Origin of the sequence: Alteromonas sp. S167, assembly GCF_036864375.1 — a bacterium.
Lineage (GTDB): Bacteria > Pseudomonadota > Gammaproteobacteria > Enterobacterales > Alteromonadaceae > Alteromonas.
The window spans coordinates 722,362-740,245 of the sequence record NZ_JAZETR010000001.1 but is presented as its reverse complement, the minus strand read 5'-3'; the positions used below and the strand labels follow the sequence as shown (position 1 = coordinate 740,245).

Genomic DNA, 17,884 nt, shown 5'->3' with positions numbered 1-17,884 from the left:
ACACTAAAGGCACTTGCTTCGCTCGCCGGGACACTAAGACATGGATTGCGTCACTTAGTTCCTTATTTAGCCCATGTGTTATCGCCCTTTGTGCGGGTGTTATGTACTCAGGGAAGAAATTTAGATGTCAAAGAAATTATTACTACTTTTAGCCGTTCTAATTGGAGTCTTTATTTATTCCAAGAATGATCAAAACGTAGAAGTACTACCACAACCTGCCTTACCTCAACAAGAAACTCTAATTCAAGCAGACCGTTTTTCATTTCGTTGCGATGGTAGACAACATTGCAGTCAAATGACATCTTATGAAGAAGCAAAATTTTTCTTAGAGAACTGCCCAAATACAAAAATGGATGGCGACAATGACGGAATACCATGTGAAAAGCAGTTTTAGCAATGTAAATAACAAAACCAAGGAACTAATATGAAAGCTAAAACGAGAAAGATATTGGCTTACACAGCTGCGGTCATGATTTTAGGTAGTTTGGGGTTCTATGTGTCTATGGAAGACTACCAAAAACAGAATATGGCTAAATTTTTGAATCAAACATTTTCTTAAACTAGAAGTTTCAACCTCACTGAAAAGGCTCTCTGTTAAAGTGTGTGAACATAGGGAAATTAAACATTCACTGGGACGCTAACACAATACAGTTTCGCTGTTGCGCCCCACCCACAGTCGCCTGTTAATTAAAATCAGCTCTATCAAAAGGATTGTCACATGAAGAAGGGTTTTATCTTAGCATTATCATTAATTTGTTCGGTCGCAGCTGCGAATGAAAATAAAGTTATCGGCTACTCAAGCGATTCTCAAGCAGATGAAGAAAACTTTTTTCTAATCAGCACACAGGAAGGCAGCTATACAATTAAATCTTGGCAGTTCGACATGGAAAATGCGACGTGGGATGGCAAGGGAGAGCCAAGATTAGCAATCGGTGAGGCTGTTAATAAAGCATATAAGTATTTTGAAAAAGCAGAGTCTAACCTTGGTGTTAAAGAGGTCGAACTTAAACCTGCTTTCAGCCGAGAAGGGACCGTCATTTGGTACTATCTTGTAACACTGACAACTCTACCGTACAAGTTTAATTCTGATGAATTTGAAATTGTGGTTTTGCAAAGTGGTGAACTTCTTGAACCCAATAGTAAATAGAGTTAACAAGCAAATAGCCTCACTCACTTCGTTCGCTAGAAACGCATACACGCAGGGAAACGTAGCTTTTACGCTCCACCCGCCTGAACGCTAATAGGAAAGTTACTCAATATGGATATTTTTAATTACTTTCACCAAATGTTCGATTTGGCCTCAGAAGGAGAGCTTCAGGGAATTTGGTTCTGGGCTTCATGCTATATGCTCGTTGTGTGCCTTTATTCAGCATATTTTCAAATCCAAACACGATATTGGGCTTCTACTGTTGGCCAAATTCACAGCTTAGGACTGAAAAAGTTTGGTATCTCAAACGATTTAACCGAACAGCAATACCGTGGTAAAGCGCTCTATTCATATACAGTAGCTGGTAAAACTTATGAAGGAACGCGCATTTCACCTTGGGTCTTCGTTACCAATTACAATGCGAAGGGCTTACTTCTTAAACAACAATCTGGCATCAACATGCCAACCGAAGACACTGTTACCATTTACTACAACCCTAAAAAACCACAAAAAAGCTTTTTAATTAAGGCGAATAAATTTGGAATTTTGGTTACGCTTGTCGTCGCAGTGGCGCCTTTTTTGACTTATGTAAGTCGTTTTCATTTTTAAAGCACTGAAAAATTATCTAAGACACTTAACATTAGCTATGAAGCTAAACGCTAATTGCCAACTTTATTGAATGCCAATGCGCTTTCAATTAGCCTATAGTTTGGGCACGCTTGTTTCGCGTTTTTAGGGAAGACTATTCGCTGGTGTTTACAAACTGTACGAACTATTTTCACGTTTACACAAAGCCCTGTCGCTAATTCAGAATATGGAGGTTTTAATGGATTGTAAGAATTGCGGATCTGATAACACACAAAGATTAGAAGTTGTTTATGACGGCGGCTATTCAACGACTGAAAGCACAAGCTATTCGTTTGGTTTACTGGGTGGCAATTATGGAGGTGGTCTTGGTGGTGCAAGAACCACTACAAACGAAACATCAGTTTCTAACTTGGCAAAGAAAGCTGCGCCCCCTGAAAAGCTCACATACAGATACTTGATAATTCTAATTGCTATCGGCGCCCTCTTGGTAACAAAATCCAGCGAATTAAACTTCTGGTTTTTCTTTGGTTTGCTGTTAATAGCAACTGGCGGATACCTTGTGCATTTTGCCTATAAATTCAATAAATACCGGTGGCCCCTGCAATATGCACATTGGCATCGACAATGGTTTTGCCATAAATGCGGAAATATTTTTCACTAGACGATATATCTAATCGTTATGTAAAAAGCTATCTCATGACGGAAATTAATGAAAACAACTCGCAAGACACGGAGTCAACATGAAGCTTTTACTCATTCTTACCTTACTTAGCATACTTTCCGCATGCGCATCTAAACCCACTCAGGAAAAGGAACCTGAAAATAAAATAACTGTCACTGGCACTAGAATAAAGCGTTCAGAACTTCCGCCTGGCCCAAAACTCAAAATGAGTATTAATAGAGAAAACAAGTCGAGCAATATAATGCAGGCGTTGGCGGATATGCAAAACCTTCCTCAACCTAAGGACATAGGCAATTGCTCGGGGCTTATCTCAGCCTTATCTATGTCGAACTTAAAATTAAGAATAATAGATTCCAATAATGCAGTACTAAAAACTGAGCATGGTATATACGAATATTTATTCGACGACGAGAGCTGCCCAACTGATTAAAATAACTTATTTTTCGTTTTATAAGGGCTTGTTCCTTGTTCGATGAAATACAAAACAAACCACCAAGGAACACAACAATAAAATGGAACCCAACTACTCAGAATACTCCACAATAGAGCTTGAAGATGCGCTAGCTGATGTTGATAAAGACGCTTTTCCAGAGCGAGTTGAGCGCATTGAAAGCGAACTACGTGCCCGCCAAATCACAGAACAGAGCACGTCTAACAAGGTTAGTGATAAGCAAGAAGACATTAGTGGCTCTACCCTTGAAGCAGCCCCCAGAATGCTGAGGTTGGTTAATCACATTTTAGATGCGTTGGTTGTGTTTATATTTGCGTTTGTCGCTAGCTTTATTATGAACTTAATTGGCCTTGGCCATGTAACGGAAATGCTGTTTGAGTTGCCCGACATTGTTTTCGGACTGCTAATGTATTTAATTTACTATGTGCCGCTCGAAACAATCACAGGCAAATCTGTAGGTAAACATTTTACAAAAACAAAAGTGGTTAATTTGTCGGGTGAAAAGCCAGACATATATCAAATTGCTGGGCGCACATTTGCGCGCATGATTCCATTCGAACCACTTTCTATTTTTAGAAGCTCTCGCGATTGTTGGCACGACTCGCTAGCCAATACAAAAGTTGTTTTAGAGGACGATGAACAGGAACATAAGTCCTTAAAAGATTAGCTCATAAATCGTAGGTTGTTTTAAAAAGGACTAAACAAACGTAACGTTAAACACAAGGACTTTACAATGAAATCAAAACTTCTTTTCGCGCTTTTTACAGTTGTTATTTCGCTACTTTCGCTTTTTGCTGGATTTGTAGCAGGTACCTCAAACATTGCTGGTTCAAATGTAAGTCAACTGTATTATGGCGCTTTAGAATTACAAGCTATTCAGCATTACATTGATACTCAAAGGTATGAAGAAGCAAGAAGAGTGATATGTAACTCACTGAAAGCCAGAGTGAATATTATGAACCTGGCAAAGCCAATGATGAGCAGCAGAAAAAGTGACGAGATTGATCAATTTAGCCAATCGCTGTTGGTTTCGGAAATTGAAAACAATGAAGCGGCTCTGCTGGATAATTGCAATTAGAAAAACAGCCCTACCGCGAATGGCAAGCCCACGCTGCTGAACAAACGAGTTTTAAGGTGAATTTTTGTTCTGAACACTGTCAACTTGCTTAACACTTGAAGTAAAAAAAACGGTGCTCAAAAATAAACCAATGCAATAACATAGCCTTACATAGAAGGTATGATTTTTGCATCAAATACTACTAATGGTTGTATGTTGGTTTGGAGTCTGAAATGAAACGAACAGTAATTGGCGCTTTTCTATTTGTATTATCTAGCGTTGCGCATGCTGGATTGATAAGCATCGGTTTTGAAGAAGTTCAGGCTGGTTACACCCCGCAACCACAATTCAAACCACAAATCATCAGCAATCAATTTGCTAGTCTTGGCATTGTGTTCGAAAATGCATTAGTGGGTGATTGTACCAATAGCGCATATGGTACGGGTGTTGTGCATCTATACAGCGAAGGAAAAGGCGCCTGCGGAGACTACACGCCAGATATTAAAATGTTCTTTGTTAATCCTAACGATATAAATGAGCGTGCATTTACCACATTCTTTTCAATATTAGTTACCGATGGAAACGACACTACACTTGAAGCATACGACGTAGACAATAACTTGCTTACCAGCATTTCAACTATAGACGGCGGTAAGAATGAAACGCTAACCCTTGAAGAAATTGGCGATATAGCGTGGTTGAATATCTTTTCAATAAGTGATGGTACTGGCTACGACGACATTGTGTTTGAAGAAGTTAAGCTTTTTAGTGTGTCTGAACCTGTTGGCTTAGCCATTATGGGCTTGGCTTTAGCTGGCATTGGCTTCTCTAGGAAGAAAAAGAAGCACTAGGATAGCGCCAATGCTTAACGGCATTTAAGAACGCACGCATTCTTGCCGACTGATGAAGTCGCTGAGGATGTACAATATACATTGTGTGCTGCATCGGGTTAGCCTCTTTAAAGATAACTTCCATTTCACCTTGCTCAATACATTGCAATACTACGTAACTAGGCAGCCTAGCCACACCCCTTGCCTTTTTCACATGTGCTATTAACGACAAATTGTCGTTCACTTTAAGCCAGCCAGATACCGCCACACGCTTTCTGTTTATGGTCCAGCTGTCTTGATCAGGCCCTGTTAAACACGCATGTGAAGCTAATTCACTTACGTGCTCTATCATTCCGTTGGCTCGAATATAATCTGGCGAAGCCACTATCATATGCTCATATTGAAACAAAGGTTTTGCCACCATGTCCTGCGGCGGATTATTGGTCGACCTAAAGGCAATATCAAATTGACCTTTGTTGAGGTCGTGTCTGTGGTAGCTGGTATCAATGTGCAGCGACACTCCAGGGTTTTCTTGAGAAAATTGAAAACAGCATTCGCCCAAAACAAAATGCGCAAAAAGGTTTGGCGCCGTTAACGAAATTTTCCCCTCTAGTTGGGTTTGCTCACGAATTAAGTTTTGTTCTATATCTTGCACACATTTAGTCAGCTTCTTTGTATCGGCATGTACTTGTTGCCCTTCCGCAGTAAGGTGCACTTGCCTAGTTGAACGCTGCAGAAGCTTTACGCCTAGCGCCTCTTCAAGCGCCTTGATTTGCTCAGACAAATACCCTCTAGAAATGCCTAAGCGTTCAGCCGCTTCTCCAAAATTTAAGGTATCTGCAACCGCGCTAAACAACACTAAACGCTCAATTTTTTTATGTGGTTTCACAATCAACACTATTCACTATAGCTGCTATCTATTATTCACTATACCATACAATGAATTCGTTTTATTAACGCTGAAGAATTGCCAAAAGCCCTATACACTTTGTGTAATAAATTTCACAGTGATAAATACGACGAGAAGAATTATGAGCACGTTTCCTCTTCAACATTATTTTCCACATGCTAGCCAGCTTGTGTACGGCTGCATGGCCATTGGCGGTGAATGGAATACTTCACCACTTAGTAGCGAGCACCAAAAGCAAGCAGATCACGCGATAAATGCCGCGCTAGAGAGCGGTATCACAGTGTTTGATCATGCTGACATTTATAAAATGGGCAAAGCAGAACAGGCTTTTTCCAATGTGCTTACGCAAACACCGTCGCTACGTGAAAAGATGGTAATACAGTCGAAATGTGGCATTCGATTTGATGATGAGTCTGGCCCAAAGCGTTATGACTTGTCGTCTGAATGGATAATAGAAAGCGTTGAGCAGTCGCTTAAGCGTCTAAAAACCGACTATTTAGATATATTACTTTTCCACCGCCCCGACCCATTGATGGATCCTGCCGATATTGCCAGTGCAATGGATAAGCTGCACGAGAGCGGCAAGGTAAAACATTTTGGTGTGTCGAACATGAGTGCGCTTCAAATTCAGCACCTTCAACACTTTACCGATAGACCGCTTATTGCCAATCAAATTGAGATGAGCCTGACGAACCTTCAATTTGTTGAGGAAGGTATTTTGGTAGGCAATCCAGAAGGTGGCGCGGTGAACTTTACGCCCGGTACCATTGAATATGCAGTACAAAACGGCATTCAGCTTCAGTCGTGGGGCGCGGCAAGCCAAGGTAAATATACTGGTGCGCCGATGCAGCTTAACGAAAAAGAACAGCAAACCAAGGCATGTGTAGATTCGCTTGCAGAGAAATATAACGTGTCACCAGACGCTATTGTTTTGGCTTGGTTGATGCGCTTAAGTGCAAATATTCAGCCTATTATCGGGTCGGCCAACCCACAGCGAATTAAAAGCGCTGCGGCAGCAACTTCAATTCAATTAACCCGTGAAGACTGGTATTCGCTTTACGTACTTGCCAGAGGAGCTGAATTACCATGATGTCTGACAATGATACGCAAATAAGCATGCAGCAAGCTCAAGCAGTCACTGATTACGCTATTAAGTGGGCACAGAGCAATCAACAAAACATTGCAGTTGCTGTTGTCGATAGCGCCGGCGAGCTTATTACGTTTAGCAGAATGGATTTAGCCAGCCCACAAACGTGCTTGCTTGCCCAAAACAAAGCGTATACATCTGCCCGCGACAGACAAAAAACCAGTACACTTGCAAAGTGGGCACTTAGTACCAACAAAACCATTAACTTTTGGACTGACACCAGAATTACCGGAATGGCTGGCGGTGCGCCAGTAGAAAACAGTGAAAACCGTGTTATTGGTGGTGTTGGTATTAGTGGTATGGATGAGTTTGAAGACGAAAAGCTTGCCGTGGATGCCATAGAAACCATTTTCAATAACAGCTAAGGCTGAAAACAATGAAAAAGAGAACAAGCATTAAGCTACTAACCCTTTCTGTTTTACTAGGCTGTTTAAGTGCATGTGATGGAAACGAAAAGGCAGCAATACCACACAATACTGCGCTTACTCACTACCTTCAGCGTGATATTCAAGAAGACAGTTTTTATTTTGTTATGCCTGATAGGTTTTACAATGGAAATACTGAAAACGATTTAGGAGCACCAGTAGGTTCTATTTCGCACGGCGGGTTTGAACCCACATCAAAGTGGGCGTTTCACGGCGGCGATATGGCGGGTATTGAGCAAAAACTCGATTACCTTGAAGGTATGGGCATTACCGCTATTTGGATGACGCCTATTCTTAGGAATAAAGCCGTGCAGGATGACGGCATAGCGCATCACGGATATTGGATAGTCGATTTTACCGAGATTGACCCGCACTTTGGTAGTAATGCTGACTTAAAACAGCTTATAGACGCAGCGCATAGCAGAAATATAAAGGTGTTTTTCGACATTATTACCAACCATACCGCAGATGTTATTAAGTATGAGGAATGTCATCAGAAAAACGGCGAGCACCTTGAAGGTAGAGACCACTGTGAATACCGAACCCTCGCTGAGGTTAAAGAAAAAGGCACGTTAACGCCTTTTATAACGGCTGACGAAGAATCGGTGAAGTCGCCTGAATGGCTGAACGACACTCGCTACTATCACAATCAGGGCGACACTTCTTTTCAGGGTGAAAACAGCTTGTTTGGCGATTTTAATGGTCTAGACGACATTAATACCGAGCACCCAGATGTGGTGTCGGGCATGATAGATATTTACAAGAACCTGATCACCGAATTTAAACCAGATGGCTTTAGAATAGACACTGTGCGTCATGTTCAGCTGCCATTTTGGCAGGCATTTTCGCCAGCAATTATGGCTCATGCCCATAAAGAAGGCATTCCGAAATTTCATATATTCGGAGAGGTTTACGACGCATCACCAAAAGCGCTAAGCCTTTACACTACTGAAGGAAAACTCCCCGCTGTGTTAGACTTCGGGTTTCAAGATGCTGCTCGTCATGTGTTTTTCGACAATAGCAAGGTTAGCAAGTTAGCCAGTTTAATTGAACAAGATAACTTGTATAACGATGATAATAGTGATGTTACTCAACTGCTTACCTTTTTAGGCAATCACGATATGGGCAGACCTGGACATTTTATTAATAGCGCATTAAGTGATGCGCCTCATGAGGAAAAGCTTCAACGAAGCATACTTGCCCATGCCTTCATGTATTTTTCTAGAGGTGTGCCAGTTGTTTATTATGGTGACGAGCAAGGTTTTACGGGTGATGGCAACGACGTAGATGCCAGAGAAGATATGATGCCGTCATATGTCGCCTCGTATAACGACAACGACCTTCTTGGTACAAATGCCACCACGGTTGACGATAACTTCGATACAAAGCACCCTATTTACCAAGCTATTTCAACGTTTGCTAATATTCGCAAGCAGCTGCCTGTATTGCAGTACGGCGAAATGAAAACACAGTTGGTAGATAACAGTAAGCAAGTGTATACCTATGTGCGTACTAGCGATGTCCACGGAAGCCCTTTGTTTGTAGCTTTTAACGCATCTACACAAAAACAAGTGGTTAAACTTGATGCGTCGTTTGCGCAGCAAAAACACTTATTTGGTGATGCGCGCCTAATGGAGAAAGACGGCGTAGTACAGCTTGCTTTGCCTGCGCTTAGCTTTGGAATCTTTGCGCTTTAGTCATGAATTAATGGATTAGCCGCTTACCACCTTTCAATTAGGTACATGGGTAATCTCTTGTATTACTGACGCTCCTATTAAAAAGCACGCTATAGCGTGCTTTTTACGATAACCTGTTACCATCGCAGTTTTACTGCAACAACATACGCACTAACTGTGCAATAAGCAAAATACCCATTAGTGGCCAAATCCACTTTGCCCATTTTGCGGCATCTTCATTGCTAATTCTCATTTTCGAGCGTTCAATAAGCGGTATGATGAGCGCTAATGCGCCAAACAATACGGCCAATAAAATAATAACTTCCATTATCGCATTCCTATCGCGTATTTAAGCACTTCTTTCTTCGCAGGCTCTATGCGCTGGGCAACCGAAAGAAGCTGATTTCTTATCCATTTTATGGGGGCAACGTCGTTGCTAAACAAGGTATAGAACCCATCCATTGCCGTCATCATTATAACGTTATCGCGCTTTCTTGGCGTTTCAAAGTCTTGTTTTAAGGCACTCACAAATGCATCAGAATGTAATGGCATGCGCTTGGCGGTTACCGACAAAAAGGCTTCAATGTCCTTAAAGCCTAAGTTAACGCCCTGCCCCGCTAACGGGTTTATAGTGTGCGCTGCATCACCAAGAATAACACTGCAACCCTTGATATAACTGTTCGCATGCGAACGCGTAAGCGGGAATACGGCCTTATCAACCACCGAAAACGTATTATTGTTAAGGGTTAGCTCTTGTGGGAACGCTGCCGTAATTTCTTGTGTAAGCTGTGCATTATTAAGGCTTTTTAGGCGCTTTAATTCGTCAACACTGTCGTACCATACAAGCGAGGCGTAATTGCCAAACATGGGCAAGAAAGCCTTTGGGCCACTAGGCGTAAATTGTTGCCACGTTATGGCGTCTACCGGCTTTTGCATTTCAACTGTAATGCCCATCGCTTGCTGAGCGTATTGCCAACCGTTAGTGCCTATACCAGCCGCTTGTCGCACTTGGGAATTCGCACCATCCGCACCAACAAGCCATTGCGCCTCAATTGAGGTGTCATCGGCTAGCGTTACCGTTGCCGTTTGCTCAAGTGCAATACGTTTAACCTTTTTCCCGGTAATAACCGTTACGTTCTCAAATTGTTCAAGTGCTTGTAGACAGCCAAGCTGCAACAACCTGTTTTCAACAAAATACCCTAGTTGAGGTACGTTGATGCTTTGGGCGGTAAAGTCGGTTCGATGCTGTGGTTCATCCCATACGCTTAACCCCGTATAGGGTTTTACACGCATCGCTTTAATATGCTGCCATGCGCCTAATGCTTCAAGAAGTGTCACCGACGCATCGCTTATAGCTGATACACGAAGATCAGGGCCATCGCTATCGCTAAACGGCTTGGGTAAAAATGGCTCTATCACCACCACGTTATACTGCTGCTGGGCTAAACCCAACGCTAACGCTGCGCCTACCATGCCGCCGCCATTAATACAAAAATCGACCATTTACTCTCCTTAAAACACGCACTTGCATTATGTAATAAAACACTTTGCCGTGTGAAGTAAAACGTAGAATAGGTTTGCCTTAGATCAAAACACAATGAATCGTCGCAAGACACTGGGAATATGCGTGCATAACAGGTAAAATATGCGGCTATTTTGAACATCTTACGTAACGGGTGTTGCGCAATTGTTGGAATTACTCATACAACACACCGCCACCACTTACTTGGAACTTTATCAGGTTATCGAATAGTTGTTATGACTAAAAAGCTGTATATCAAAACCTGGGGCTGCCAAATGAACGAGTACGACTCGGAAAAAATGGCAGACTTACTCGACTCAACGCACGGCTACAGCGCGGCAGAAAGCGCTGAAGAGGCCGATGTTATTTTGCTTAACACGTGCTCTATTCGCGAAAAAGCACAAGAAAAAGTGTTTCACCAACTAGGTCGTTGGAAAACCCTTAAGCAAGATAAGCCCGAACTTATTATTGGCGTTGGTGGCTGCGTTGCCTCACAAGAAGGCGACACTATTCGTCAGCGAGCACCGTTTGTTGACTTAGTTTTCGGCCCACAAACACTGCACCGTTTGCCTGAAATGATTAACGAACTTCAAGGCGGCGCAAAGTCAGTGATTGACGTGAGCTTCCCTGAAATCGAGAAATTCGACCGCTTACCCGAGCCTCGCGCTGAAGGGCCAACGGCGTTTGTTTCTATTATGGAAGGTTGCTCGAAATACTGCACTTTCTGCGTAGTACCGTACACCCGTGGTGAAGAAGTAAGCCGCCCGGTTGATGACGTGTTACTTGAAATTGCGCAACTTGCCGGGCAAGGCGTTCGCGAAGTTAACTTACTTGGCCAAAACGTAAACGCGTTTCGCGGTGAACACTTCGACGGCACGATTTGCCGTTTCTCAGAGCTTTTAGAGCTTGTTGCCGCTATCGATGGTATTGACCGTATTCGTTACACCACGTCACACCCAGTAGAATTTACTGACGACATTATTGAAGCGTACGCCTCTATTCCTGAGCTTGTAGACCACTTACACCTTCCAATTCAAAGCGGTTCAGATCGCGTTTTGAATCTGATGAAGCGTGGTCACACGGCGTTAGAATATAAATCTAAAATGCGTAAGCTTAAGAAGATTCGCCCAAACATTAGTTTGTCGAGTGACTTCATTATTGGTTTCCCTGGCGAAACTGACGCCGACTTTGAAGCTACCATGGATTTAATTCAGGCCGTAGATTACGACCTTAGCTTCAGCTTCATTTACAGTGCACGTCCAGGTACACCTGCAGCCGATGCCGTAGATGATGTAAGCGAAGAGACTAAGAAGCAACGCTTACACCTACTCCAACAACGCATTACTCAGCAAGCACTGCGCATTGCACGCCACATGGTGGGTACAGAGCAGCGTATTTTGGTTGAAGGCCCGTCTAAGAAAAACCCGATGGAGCTTTCAGGCCGTACTGAAAACAACCGCGTGGTTAACTTTGAAGGCACGCCAGACATGATTGGTGAGTTTGTTGATGTGAACATTACCGATGTTTTCACCAACTCATTGCGTGGTGAAGTTGTGCGTAGAGAAAGCGAAATGGGCTTGCGTGTTGCCGTTTCGCCCCAATCTATCATGGCAAAACATCAGGCAGATTTGCCGGATGAACTTGGCGTGGGTCAATTTAACCCAGCCTAACAACACTTTTTTAAAAGAGCGAGGAATAAAGTAGCTTGAGTACTTTGGTTAGTAATGAATTTGATTTAGAACCGGCAGATACCAAACGTTTGTCCAGTTTATGTGGCCCTTTTGATGACAACATCAAGCAAATAGAACGCAGATTAGGGGTAGAGATTACCTACCGCAATAATGCATTTAAGGTACTAGGCGAGCCACAGCAAATAAAAAGCGCCAGCGAGCTACTGAAGCTACTTTATATTGAAACACAGCCTGTTAAAGGCCGTGTTCCCGAGCTTGAAGCAGAACAGGTTCACCTTGCTATTCAAGAAGCCCGCGTTATTGAGAAAGACGCAACAGGCGGCTATGGCAAGGAAGTGAACATCAAAACCAAACGTGGCGTTATTAAGCCGCGTAATCCAAACCAAGCGCAATACGTGGCAAACATTGTTAACCACGACATTACATTTGGTATTGGCCCCGCTGGTACAGGTAAAACTTACCTAGCCGTTGCCGCTGCAGTTGATGCCTTAGAGCGTCAAGAGATTCGCCGAATATTGCTTACCCGCCCAGCGGTTGAAGCAGGTGAAAAGCTTGGTTTCTTACCGGGCGATTTATCTCAAAAAGTGGACCCATACTTACGCCCACTTTACGATGCCCTGTTTGAAATGTTGGGTTTCGAAAAAGTAGAAAAGCTTATGGAGCGCAACGTTATTGAAGTAGCGCCATTAGCATATATGCGTGGTAGGACGCTTAACGACGCCTTTATTATTTTGGATGAAAGCCAAAACACCACGGTTGAGCAAATGAAGATGTTCTTAACCCGTATTGGCTTTAATTCGAAAGCGGTTATTACCGGTGATATCACTCAGGTGGATTTACCGCGCGGTGCTAAGTCAGGGCTACGTCACGCTATTGAAGTATTAAGCGAAGTGGATGATATTTCGTTTAACTTCTTTAACGCAGAAGATGTAGTACGTCACCCTGTTGTAGCCCGTATTGTGCGTGCCTATGAAGTTCACGATGCTGAACAAGAACGTTTGCGTAAAGAGCGCAAGGAAGAAGCACTTCGACTACAGCGCGAGCAAACAGCAAGTGACGCACAAAGTAGTAATAGCACTAGCAGTAATGCTAGCAACAGCGATAACACCCCATCGTGAGCGCCATTATTGACTATCAGCAAGCGTTTGAGGGCGACAACGCCATTTTAGCTGCAATCCCCTCACCCGCTGACCTTGAAACTTGGGCTAACGCAGTGCTTGCCTGTGAAGGGCTTGAGCATCAAGAAGTGACCATTCGTTTTACCGATGAAAGCGAAAGCCAGAGCCTAAACAGTGAATATCGCGGAAAAGACAAACCAACCAATGTACTGTCTTTTCCGTTTGAGGCGCCACCCGGCATTGAGATGAATCTGCTGGGCGACCTTATTATTTGTGCTCCTGTTATCAGCCGTGAAGCTGCCGAGCAGAATAAGGCAGTGCTTCATCATTACGCCCATATGACGGTACACGGCATATTGCATTTGTTAGGCTACGACCATATTGACGATGCAGAGGCCGAGGAAATGGAAAGCAAAGAGATTGCTATTCTTGCGGGCTTAGATATAGAAAATCCCTACGAAGTCTAGGCAGCGCAATTCGTTTAGAAAGGAAGCTGAATATACTTTACTGAAGAGGCGTTACAAAACTTTATAAGTGTATGTAACACCTATCGTTTTATACTTAACAACAATAAATCATTGACGACCAGCAAGAAGCATTTTAACGTTGGCGTTGAACTAACAATTAAACGGACATTATGAGCGACGATAATCCTCACTCTACCAACGGCTCATCAGGCAAGAGTTGGTTAGATAAACTAAAAAATTCAATTTCTGGCGAGCCGAGAAGTAAAGAAGAGTTGGTATCAGTAATAACTGATGCCGAGCAAAACGAAATCATCGACCCACAAACCCGCGAAATGATTGAAGGGGTAATTGGGGTAAACGAAATGCGAGTAAGGGATATTATGATCCCTCGCGCTCAAATGACCACCATAGACGTAGAGCAAAAGGTAGAAGAGTTTTTACCTGTAATGCTTGAATCTGCCCATTCCCGTTTTCCTGTAATTAGCGAAGACAAAGACCACATTGAAGGCATATTGCTAGCAAAAGATTTACTGTCTTTTGCGTTTAATGCCGAAAAAGAATTCAACCTTCGCGACATTCTTCGCCCTGCTGTAATTGTGCCAGAGAGCAAGCGTGTAGACGTCTTATTAAAAGAATTTCGCCAGCAGCGCTACCACATGGCAATTGTTGTTGATGAGTACGGCGGTGTGTCTGGCCTGGTTACCATTGAAGATATCCTAGAGATCATCGTGGGTGAAATTGAAGACGAGTACGATACCGAAGAAGACGGTACAGACGATATTCGCCCGTTAAACAAGTCGACCTACACGGTAAAAGCACTTACGCCTGTTGACGACTTTAACGAGTTCTTCGAAACAAAATTCAGCGAAGAAGAAGCCGATACTATTGGCGGCATTGTGCTTAAAGCGTTTGGCCATATGCCAGAGACCAACGACGAAATTGTGATAAACGATATTCAGTTTAAAGTGACAAACTCAGACAAGCGCCGCTTAATTCAGCTTAAAGTGTCGGTACCGTCACTCGAGTAAAGTAAGAAAAAACAAGTTACTCATACAGGTGCTGAAAGGCACCTGTATTGTTTTAGGCAGTTTTTATCGCTTTTTTACTGCCTTTTTACTGCTTTTTTAAGAACATATTTAGCAAAGCTAGCTTTAAGCTATCGCTGTAGCAGCTTAAATTCATTAAACATACGGTAAGTCACTCACCATCATGTTAAAACGCAATTCCTCAGGCTTTTTATCGCACCGCTTTTCACACTTCTTACCGCACCTGCTGCTTGTTATGAGTGGTGCAAGTTTAACTCTAGCTTTTGCGCCCTTTAACTTGTGGCTTATTACCATACCTGCTCTTGCATTGGCTTTTCGTCAAATAATAAAACTGAAGCACAAGCCTTTTTTGGCGGGCTGGCTACTTGGCGCAGGTTGGTTTGGTGCAGGCGTAAGTTGGGTGCATGTGAGTATTGCCGACTTTGGCGGTCTGCCGCTTATAGCATCAATCGGTTTAATGGCACTGTTGTGTGGCTACCTTGCACTGTACCCCGCGCTTGCTATTAAATTTACTGCGAAATACTTTCCAACACGGCTTTGGCCAATGGCGCTGCCCTTTTTCTGGGTGGTAGCAGAATGGTTGCGAAGCTGGATGCTGTCTGGTTTTCCATGGCTTTCGCTTGGGTACAGCCAGCTTGATAGCCCACTAGCTGGGTTTGCCCCAATAATTGGCGAAACCGGCATTACCGCACTGCTGGTGTTAAGTGCGGCACTGCTAGCACTAATAAATAATAAACGTACGGTGTTTAATGCCGCGTTGGTTATTAGCTGCTTATTTGTAAGTGGCTATATGCTTTCACAGCACACGTGGGTGAAGCCAAAACAGACCTACAGTGTGGGGATGGCACAAGGCAATATTGCGCAAAGTTTACGTTGGGTTCCCGAGCAAGACGAACCCACTATGCAAACTTACTGGTCGCTTACTGAAGGGCTTTGGAGCAATGATTTAGTTGTATGGCCTGAGGCTGCCGTACCCAAACTAGAACCCCTTGCTCAGCCATTTTTAGCCCAAGTGAACGAGCGCGCTTTTAACGAAAACACAGCGCTTATTACTGGCATTGTGAACTACAACTGGGAAACCGACGAAGCGTGGAATAACCTAATTGTGTTGGGGAAACGCAATGATGATGCCGCGTATCCTGACTATCAATACTTTCACAACAACCGCTTTGCTAAACATCATCTTCTACCTGTTGGAGAGTTTGTCCCCTTTGAAGACTGGCTACGCCCGCTTGCCCCTTTGTTCGATTTACCCATGTCGAGCTTTTCAAGAGGCGATTTTCAGCAACCTAACTTAGAAGCTAACGGCATTAAATTAGCGCCGGCCATATGTTTTGAAATTACGTTTCCAAGGCAGGTAATAGCTAACGTACATGCTGATACCGATATGATCATTACAGTAAGTAATGATGCATGGTTTGGTCGTTCACATGGCCCTGCGCAGCATTTACAGATTGCGCAAATGCGTGCTCTGGAAATGGGGCGCCCTGTGCTGCGTGCAACTAATAACGGTATTACTGCGTTTATCGACCATAAAGGCAAGATAAATGCCGTGCTGCCTCAGTTTGAAGCGGCGAGCATTACCGCACCGGTTATTGCAACCACTGGCTTTACACCCTACTACCACCTACAAGACTTAGGCGTGTGGTTTATAGTTACCTTGCTACTTATTGGTGCTGTGGTAGTTAAAAGACGAGGTTAATATTTAACCTCGTTTTAAGATATGAGTATCCAAAGCAATAATACTTTTCATGAGTAAAATAGCTTCTAACGCATAAACGATAAATTACGCGTAGAGAAGTTAGCTAAATTTGGAAATACTTCCAGCAATTGGCTATCCGTTAGTCCAAACCATGCGCCCAACGTGGCGGCGTATTGGTCTACCGCAATGGTGGGCAGCAACCTTCCGTCACCAATGTCCTGATTACCGTTTAGCATTAGCTCTGGCACTTCGCCATATACATCACCACCATTTACTGCACCGCCAAGCACAATTTGATGACCGCCCCAACCATGATCAGTGCCATCACCATTGCTTGTCATTGTTCTACCAAAATCTGATGCGGTGAACGTAGTAACAGCCTCCGCTACACCCAGCTCTTGAGTTGCGCTGTAGAACGCCGCTAAACCTTCTGCTAACTCGGTTAGCAAACGTGGATGGTCGGCGTTTTGGTTGTCGTGCGTGTCCCACCCCCCCATCGCAACGTAATAAACTTGCCGTGGCTGATCTAGAGTTTGCTGCGTAGCTATCATTCTTGCCACACCTTCCATTTGCGCACCAAAGCGCGATGCTGGAAATTCAGTTTGTAACTCATCAACTGTAGCTAATGCACTGTTCACCAGTGAGCCAGTTCTTCGGGTACGCTGCACAATATCACTAAATGCTTGCTGAAAACGGTTAGACGCACCGCCATTAATAGTATCGTAAAAGGCCGCATTAGCTTGTTGCCAAGACACATCTGTATTAATGCCCACCATTTCTTCAGCGCCGTTTGGCCCTAAAGCAAATGGCAGCACGTTTCGCCCCGTTTGCCATAAGTTGCCACCAGCCATTGATAAGTTCATAGACAGCGGATGCCCCGAGTCATAAATCAAGTCGGCCATTCTGCCCGCCCACCCAGTAAGTGCAACGTTTTGTGGGTCAGCAGTTTGCCAATGATTTTGCTGGTCACTATGAGAGAATAACTGCGGAGGTAATACAGCTTGCCCCGATAACACCTGACTTACTGTTACCGGCTGAATAAGTGGCCCCATATTTGACACAAATGCGGCATGCCCGCTTGCGTAAACGTTTGATAAACTAGCGAGCGATGGATGCAACCCAAGCGAAGAGTACTGTGCAGAACGGGTAGTAATAGGTAGTGTTTCTTCAAGGGCTACTGCTAAGTTTTGGCGTGTACTTTCATAAGCGCTATACGCTGCAGACTCTGTTGGTACAAGCATGTTTAGGCTGTCGTTTCCGCCAAGTAAAAACACGCACACCAACGCTTTGTAGTCATTAAACGGTTGGGTTTGAGACATGGCCTGCACTAAAGAAAATTGTGAAGACACACCATATAGCGAGCTGGCACCAACGGCTGAAGCGATTCCTTTTTTTAGAAATATACGTCTATTCATCATTGTGCTC

General features: G+C 43.6%; 20 protein-coding genes and 1 pseudogene. 17 read left to right on the top strand and 4 right to left on the bottom strand.

Going from position 1 to position 17,884, the window contains the following annotated elements; all coding sequences use genetic code 11:
• Window positions 1-262: 262 nt before the first annotated feature.
• The 9 genes and pseudogenes from V7R35_RS03215 to V7R35_RS03175 form a co-directional block, all read left to right on the top strand.
• Window positions 263-394: pseudogene (locus V7R35_RS03215) on the top strand (excalibur calcium-binding domain-containing protein); the annotation flags it as partial.
• A 30-nt stretch (window positions 395-424) separates the two neighbouring features.
• Window positions 425-559 carry a hypothetical protein gene (locus V7R35_RS03210; protein ID WP_334013242.1) on the top strand — a complete coding sequence of 45 codons (135 nt, stop codon included), beginning with the start codon at window positions 425-427 and terminating at the stop codon, window positions 557-559.
• 159 nt (window positions 560-718) lie between these two features.
• Complete coding sequence (locus V7R35_RS03205) at window positions 719-1,147, top strand: hypothetical protein (protein ID WP_334013241.1); 429 nt, start codon at window positions 719-721, stop codon at window positions 1,145-1,147.
• A 111-nt stretch (window positions 1,148-1,258) separates the two neighbouring features.
• A complete protein-coding gene (locus V7R35_RS03200) occupies window positions 1,259-1,756 on the top strand; it encodes a DUF3592 domain-containing protein (RefSeq protein WP_334013240.1) in 498 nt (165 codons plus the stop codon).
• A 217-nt stretch (window positions 1,757-1,973) separates the two neighbouring features.
• The gene (locus V7R35_RS03195) at window positions 1,974-2,396 is read left to right on the top strand and encodes a hypothetical protein (protein WP_334013239.1); all 423 of its coding nucleotides are present in this window, start codon (window positions 1,974-1,976) and stop codon (window positions 2,394-2,396) included.
• 79 nt (window positions 2,397-2,475) lie between these two features.
• A complete protein-coding gene (locus V7R35_RS03190) occupies window positions 2,476-2,847 on the top strand; it encodes a hypothetical protein (RefSeq protein WP_334013238.1) in 372 nt (123 codons plus the stop codon).
• 82 nt (window positions 2,848-2,929) lie between these two features.
• Entirely contained in the window at window positions 2,930-3,535 is a 606-nt protein-coding gene (locus V7R35_RS03185; protein WP_334013237.1) for an RDD family protein, read from the top strand.
• A 66-nt stretch (window positions 3,536-3,601) separates the two neighbouring features.
• On the top strand, window positions 3,602-3,946 hold the full coding sequence (locus V7R35_RS03180) for a hypothetical protein (RefSeq protein WP_334013236.1): 345 nt from the start codon (window positions 3,602-3,604) through the stop codon (window positions 3,944-3,946).
• 212 nt (window positions 3,947-4,158) lie between these two features.
• The gene (locus tag V7R35_RS03175) at window positions 4,159-4,776 is read left to right on the top strand and encodes a hypothetical protein (RefSeq protein WP_334013235.1); all 618 of its coding nucleotides are present in this window, start codon (window positions 4,159-4,161) and stop codon (window positions 4,774-4,776) included.
• Here V7R35_RS03175 and V7R35_RS03170 read toward each other — a convergent pair.
• Complete coding sequence (locus V7R35_RS03170) at window positions 4,754-5,644, bottom strand: LysR family transcriptional regulator (protein WP_334013234.1); 891 nt, start codon at window positions 5,642-5,644, stop codon at window positions 4,754-4,756. The genes V7R35_RS03175 and V7R35_RS03170 overlap by 23 nt on opposite strands.
• A 142-nt stretch (window positions 5,645-5,786) precedes the next feature.
• Between V7R35_RS03170 and V7R35_RS03165 the strand changes: the two genes are divergently transcribed.
• The 3 genes from V7R35_RS03165 to V7R35_RS03155 are packed head-to-tail and all read left to right on the top strand — an operon-like array spanning window position 5,787 to window position 8,934.
• The gene (locus V7R35_RS03165; RefSeq protein WP_334013233.1) at window positions 5,787-6,755 is read left to right on the top strand and encodes an aldo/keto reductase; all 969 of its coding nucleotides are present in this window, start codon (window positions 5,787-5,789) and stop codon (window positions 6,753-6,755) included.
• Window positions 6,752-7,177 carry a GlcG/HbpS family heme-binding protein gene (locus V7R35_RS03160; RefSeq protein ID WP_334013232.1) on the top strand — a complete coding sequence of 142 codons (426 nt, stop codon included), beginning with the start codon at window positions 6,752-6,754 and terminating at the stop codon, window positions 7,175-7,177. Before V7R35_RS03165 ends, V7R35_RS03160 begins: the two co-directional genes overlap by 4 nt.
• Window positions 7,178-7,188: 11 nt before the next feature.
• Complete coding sequence (locus tag V7R35_RS03155; protein ID WP_334013231.1) at window positions 7,189-8,934, top strand: alpha-amylase family glycosyl hydrolase; 1,746 nt, start codon at window positions 7,189-7,191, stop codon at window positions 8,932-8,934.
• A gap of 130 nt (window positions 8,935-9,064) precedes the next feature.
• Here the strand turns inward: V7R35_RS03155 and V7R35_RS03150 are convergent, their stop codons facing one another.
• Together V7R35_RS03150 and V7R35_RS03145 are read right to left on the bottom strand one after the other, a co-directional pair.
• The gene (locus V7R35_RS03150) at window positions 9,065-9,241 is read right to left on the bottom strand and encodes a hypothetical protein (RefSeq protein WP_334013230.1); all 177 of its coding nucleotides are present in this window, start codon (window positions 9,239-9,241) and stop codon (window positions 9,065-9,067) included.
• Window positions 9,241-10,416, bottom strand: a complete 1,176-nt coding sequence (locus V7R35_RS03145; RefSeq protein WP_334013229.1) for an FAD-dependent monooxygenase — start codon at window positions 10,414-10,416, stop codon at window positions 9,241-9,243. The genes V7R35_RS03150 and V7R35_RS03145 overlap by 1 nt, the downstream gene beginning before the upstream one ends.
• 255 nt (window positions 10,417-10,671) lie before the next feature.
• On the opposite strand from V7R35_RS03145, the gene miaB reads away from it, so the two are divergent.
• The 5 genes from miaB to lnt all read left to right on the top strand — a co-directional run bounded on the left by miaB (window position 10,672) and on the right by lnt (window position 16,459).
• Window positions 10,672-12,105, top strand: coding sequence for a tRNA (N6-isopentenyl adenosine(37)-C2)-methylthiotransferase MiaB (miaB, locus tag V7R35_RS03140; protein ID WP_334013228.1), 1,434 nt, complete (start codon window positions 10,672-10,674; stop codon window positions 12,103-12,105).
• Window positions 12,106-12,140: 35 nt separating this feature from the next.
• Window positions 12,141-13,244 (top strand): PhoH family protein, encoded by a 1,104-nt coding sequence (locus V7R35_RS03135; RefSeq protein WP_334013227.1) that lies wholly within the window; start codon window positions 12,141-12,143, stop codon window positions 13,242-13,244.
• A complete protein-coding gene (ybeY, locus tag V7R35_RS03130; RefSeq protein ID WP_334013226.1) occupies window positions 13,241-13,711 on the top strand; it encodes an rRNA maturation RNase YbeY in 471 nt (156 codons plus the stop codon). The genes V7R35_RS03135 and ybeY overlap by 4 nt, the downstream gene beginning before the upstream one ends.
• A gap of 170 nt (window positions 13,712-13,881) precedes the next feature.
• Window positions 13,882-14,739, top strand: a complete 858-nt coding sequence (corC, locus tag V7R35_RS03125) for a CNNM family magnesium/cobalt transport protein CorC (RefSeq protein ID WP_334013225.1) — start codon at window positions 13,882-13,884, stop codon at window positions 14,737-14,739.
• Between the two features lie 181 nt (window positions 14,740-14,920).
• Window positions 14,921-16,459: an apolipoprotein N-acyltransferase gene (gene lnt / locus V7R35_RS03120; protein WP_334013224.1), complete on the top strand. Its 1,539-nt coding sequence runs from the start codon at window positions 14,921-14,923 to the stop codon at window positions 16,457-16,459.
• Between the two features lie 65 nt (window positions 16,460-16,524).
• Here lnt and V7R35_RS03115 read toward each other — a convergent pair whose 3' ends face one another.
• Entirely contained in the window at window positions 16,525-17,877 is a 1,353-nt protein-coding gene (locus V7R35_RS03115) for a DUF1501 domain-containing protein (protein ID WP_334013223.1), read from the bottom strand.
• Window positions 17,878-17,884 lie beyond the last annotated feature (7 nt).

Excerpts from the sequence above, each read along its gene's own strand:
- corC (WP_334013225.1), top strand. The coding sequence starts at position 13,882 with ATGAGCGACGATAATCCTCACTCTACCAACGGCTCATCAGGCAAGAGT.
- V7R35_RS03165 (WP_334013233.1), top strand. The coding sequence starts at position 5,787 with ATGAGCACGTTTCCTCTTCAACATTATTTTCCACATGCTAGCCAGCTT.
- V7R35_RS03145 (WP_334013229.1), bottom strand. The coding sequence starts at position 10,416 with ATGGTCGATTTTTGTATTAATGGCGGCGGCATGGTAGGCGCAGCGTTA.
- V7R35_RS03175 (WP_334013235.1), top strand. The coding sequence starts at position 4,159 with ATGAAACGAACAGTAATTGGCGCTTTTCTATTTGTATTATCTAGCGTT.
- V7R35_RS03155 (WP_334013231.1), top strand. The coding sequence starts at position 7,189 with ATGAAAAAGAGAACAAGCATTAAGCTACTAACCCTTTCTGTTTTACTA.
- V7R35_RS03205 (WP_334013241.1), top strand. The coding sequence starts at position 719 with ATGAAGAAGGGTTTTATCTTAGCATTATCATTAATTTGTTCGGTCGCA.
- V7R35_RS03200 (WP_334013240.1), top strand. The coding sequence starts at position 1,259 with ATGGATATTTTTAATTACTTTCACCAAATGTTCGATTTGGCCTCAGAA.
- V7R35_RS03115 (WP_334013223.1), bottom strand. The coding sequence starts at position 17,877 with ATGATGAATAGACGTATATTTCTAAAAAAAGGAATCGCTTCAGCCGTT.
- V7R35_RS03180 (WP_334013236.1), top strand. The coding sequence starts at position 3,602 with ATGAAATCAAAACTTCTTTTCGCGCTTTTTACAGTTGTTATTTCGCTA.
- V7R35_RS03160 (WP_334013232.1), top strand. The coding sequence starts at position 6,752 with ATGATGTCTGACAATGATACGCAAATAAGCATGCAGCAAGCTCAAGCA.
- V7R35_RS03185 (WP_334013237.1), top strand. The coding sequence starts at position 2,930 with ATGGAACCCAACTACTCAGAATACTCCACAATAGAGCTTGAAGATGCG.
- miaB (WP_334013228.1), top strand. The coding sequence starts at position 10,672 with ATGACTAAAAAGCTGTATATCAAAACCTGGGGCTGCCAAATGAACGAG.
- V7R35_RS03195 (WP_334013239.1), top strand. The coding sequence starts at position 1,974 with ATGGATTGTAAGAATTGCGGATCTGATAACACACAAAGATTAGAAGTT.
- lnt (WP_334013224.1), top strand. The coding sequence starts at position 14,921 with ATGTTAAAACGCAATTCCTCAGGCTTTTTATCGCACCGCTTTTCACAC.
- V7R35_RS03150 (WP_334013230.1), bottom strand. The coding sequence starts at position 9,241 with ATGGAAGTTATTATTTTATTGGCCGTATTGTTTGGCGCATTAGCGCTC.
- V7R35_RS03210 (WP_334013242.1), top strand. The coding sequence starts at position 425 with ATGAAAGCTAAAACGAGAAAGATATTGGCTTACACAGCTGCGGTCATG.
- V7R35_RS03190 (WP_334013238.1), top strand. The coding sequence starts at position 2,476 with ATGAAGCTTTTACTCATTCTTACCTTACTTAGCATACTTTCCGCATGC.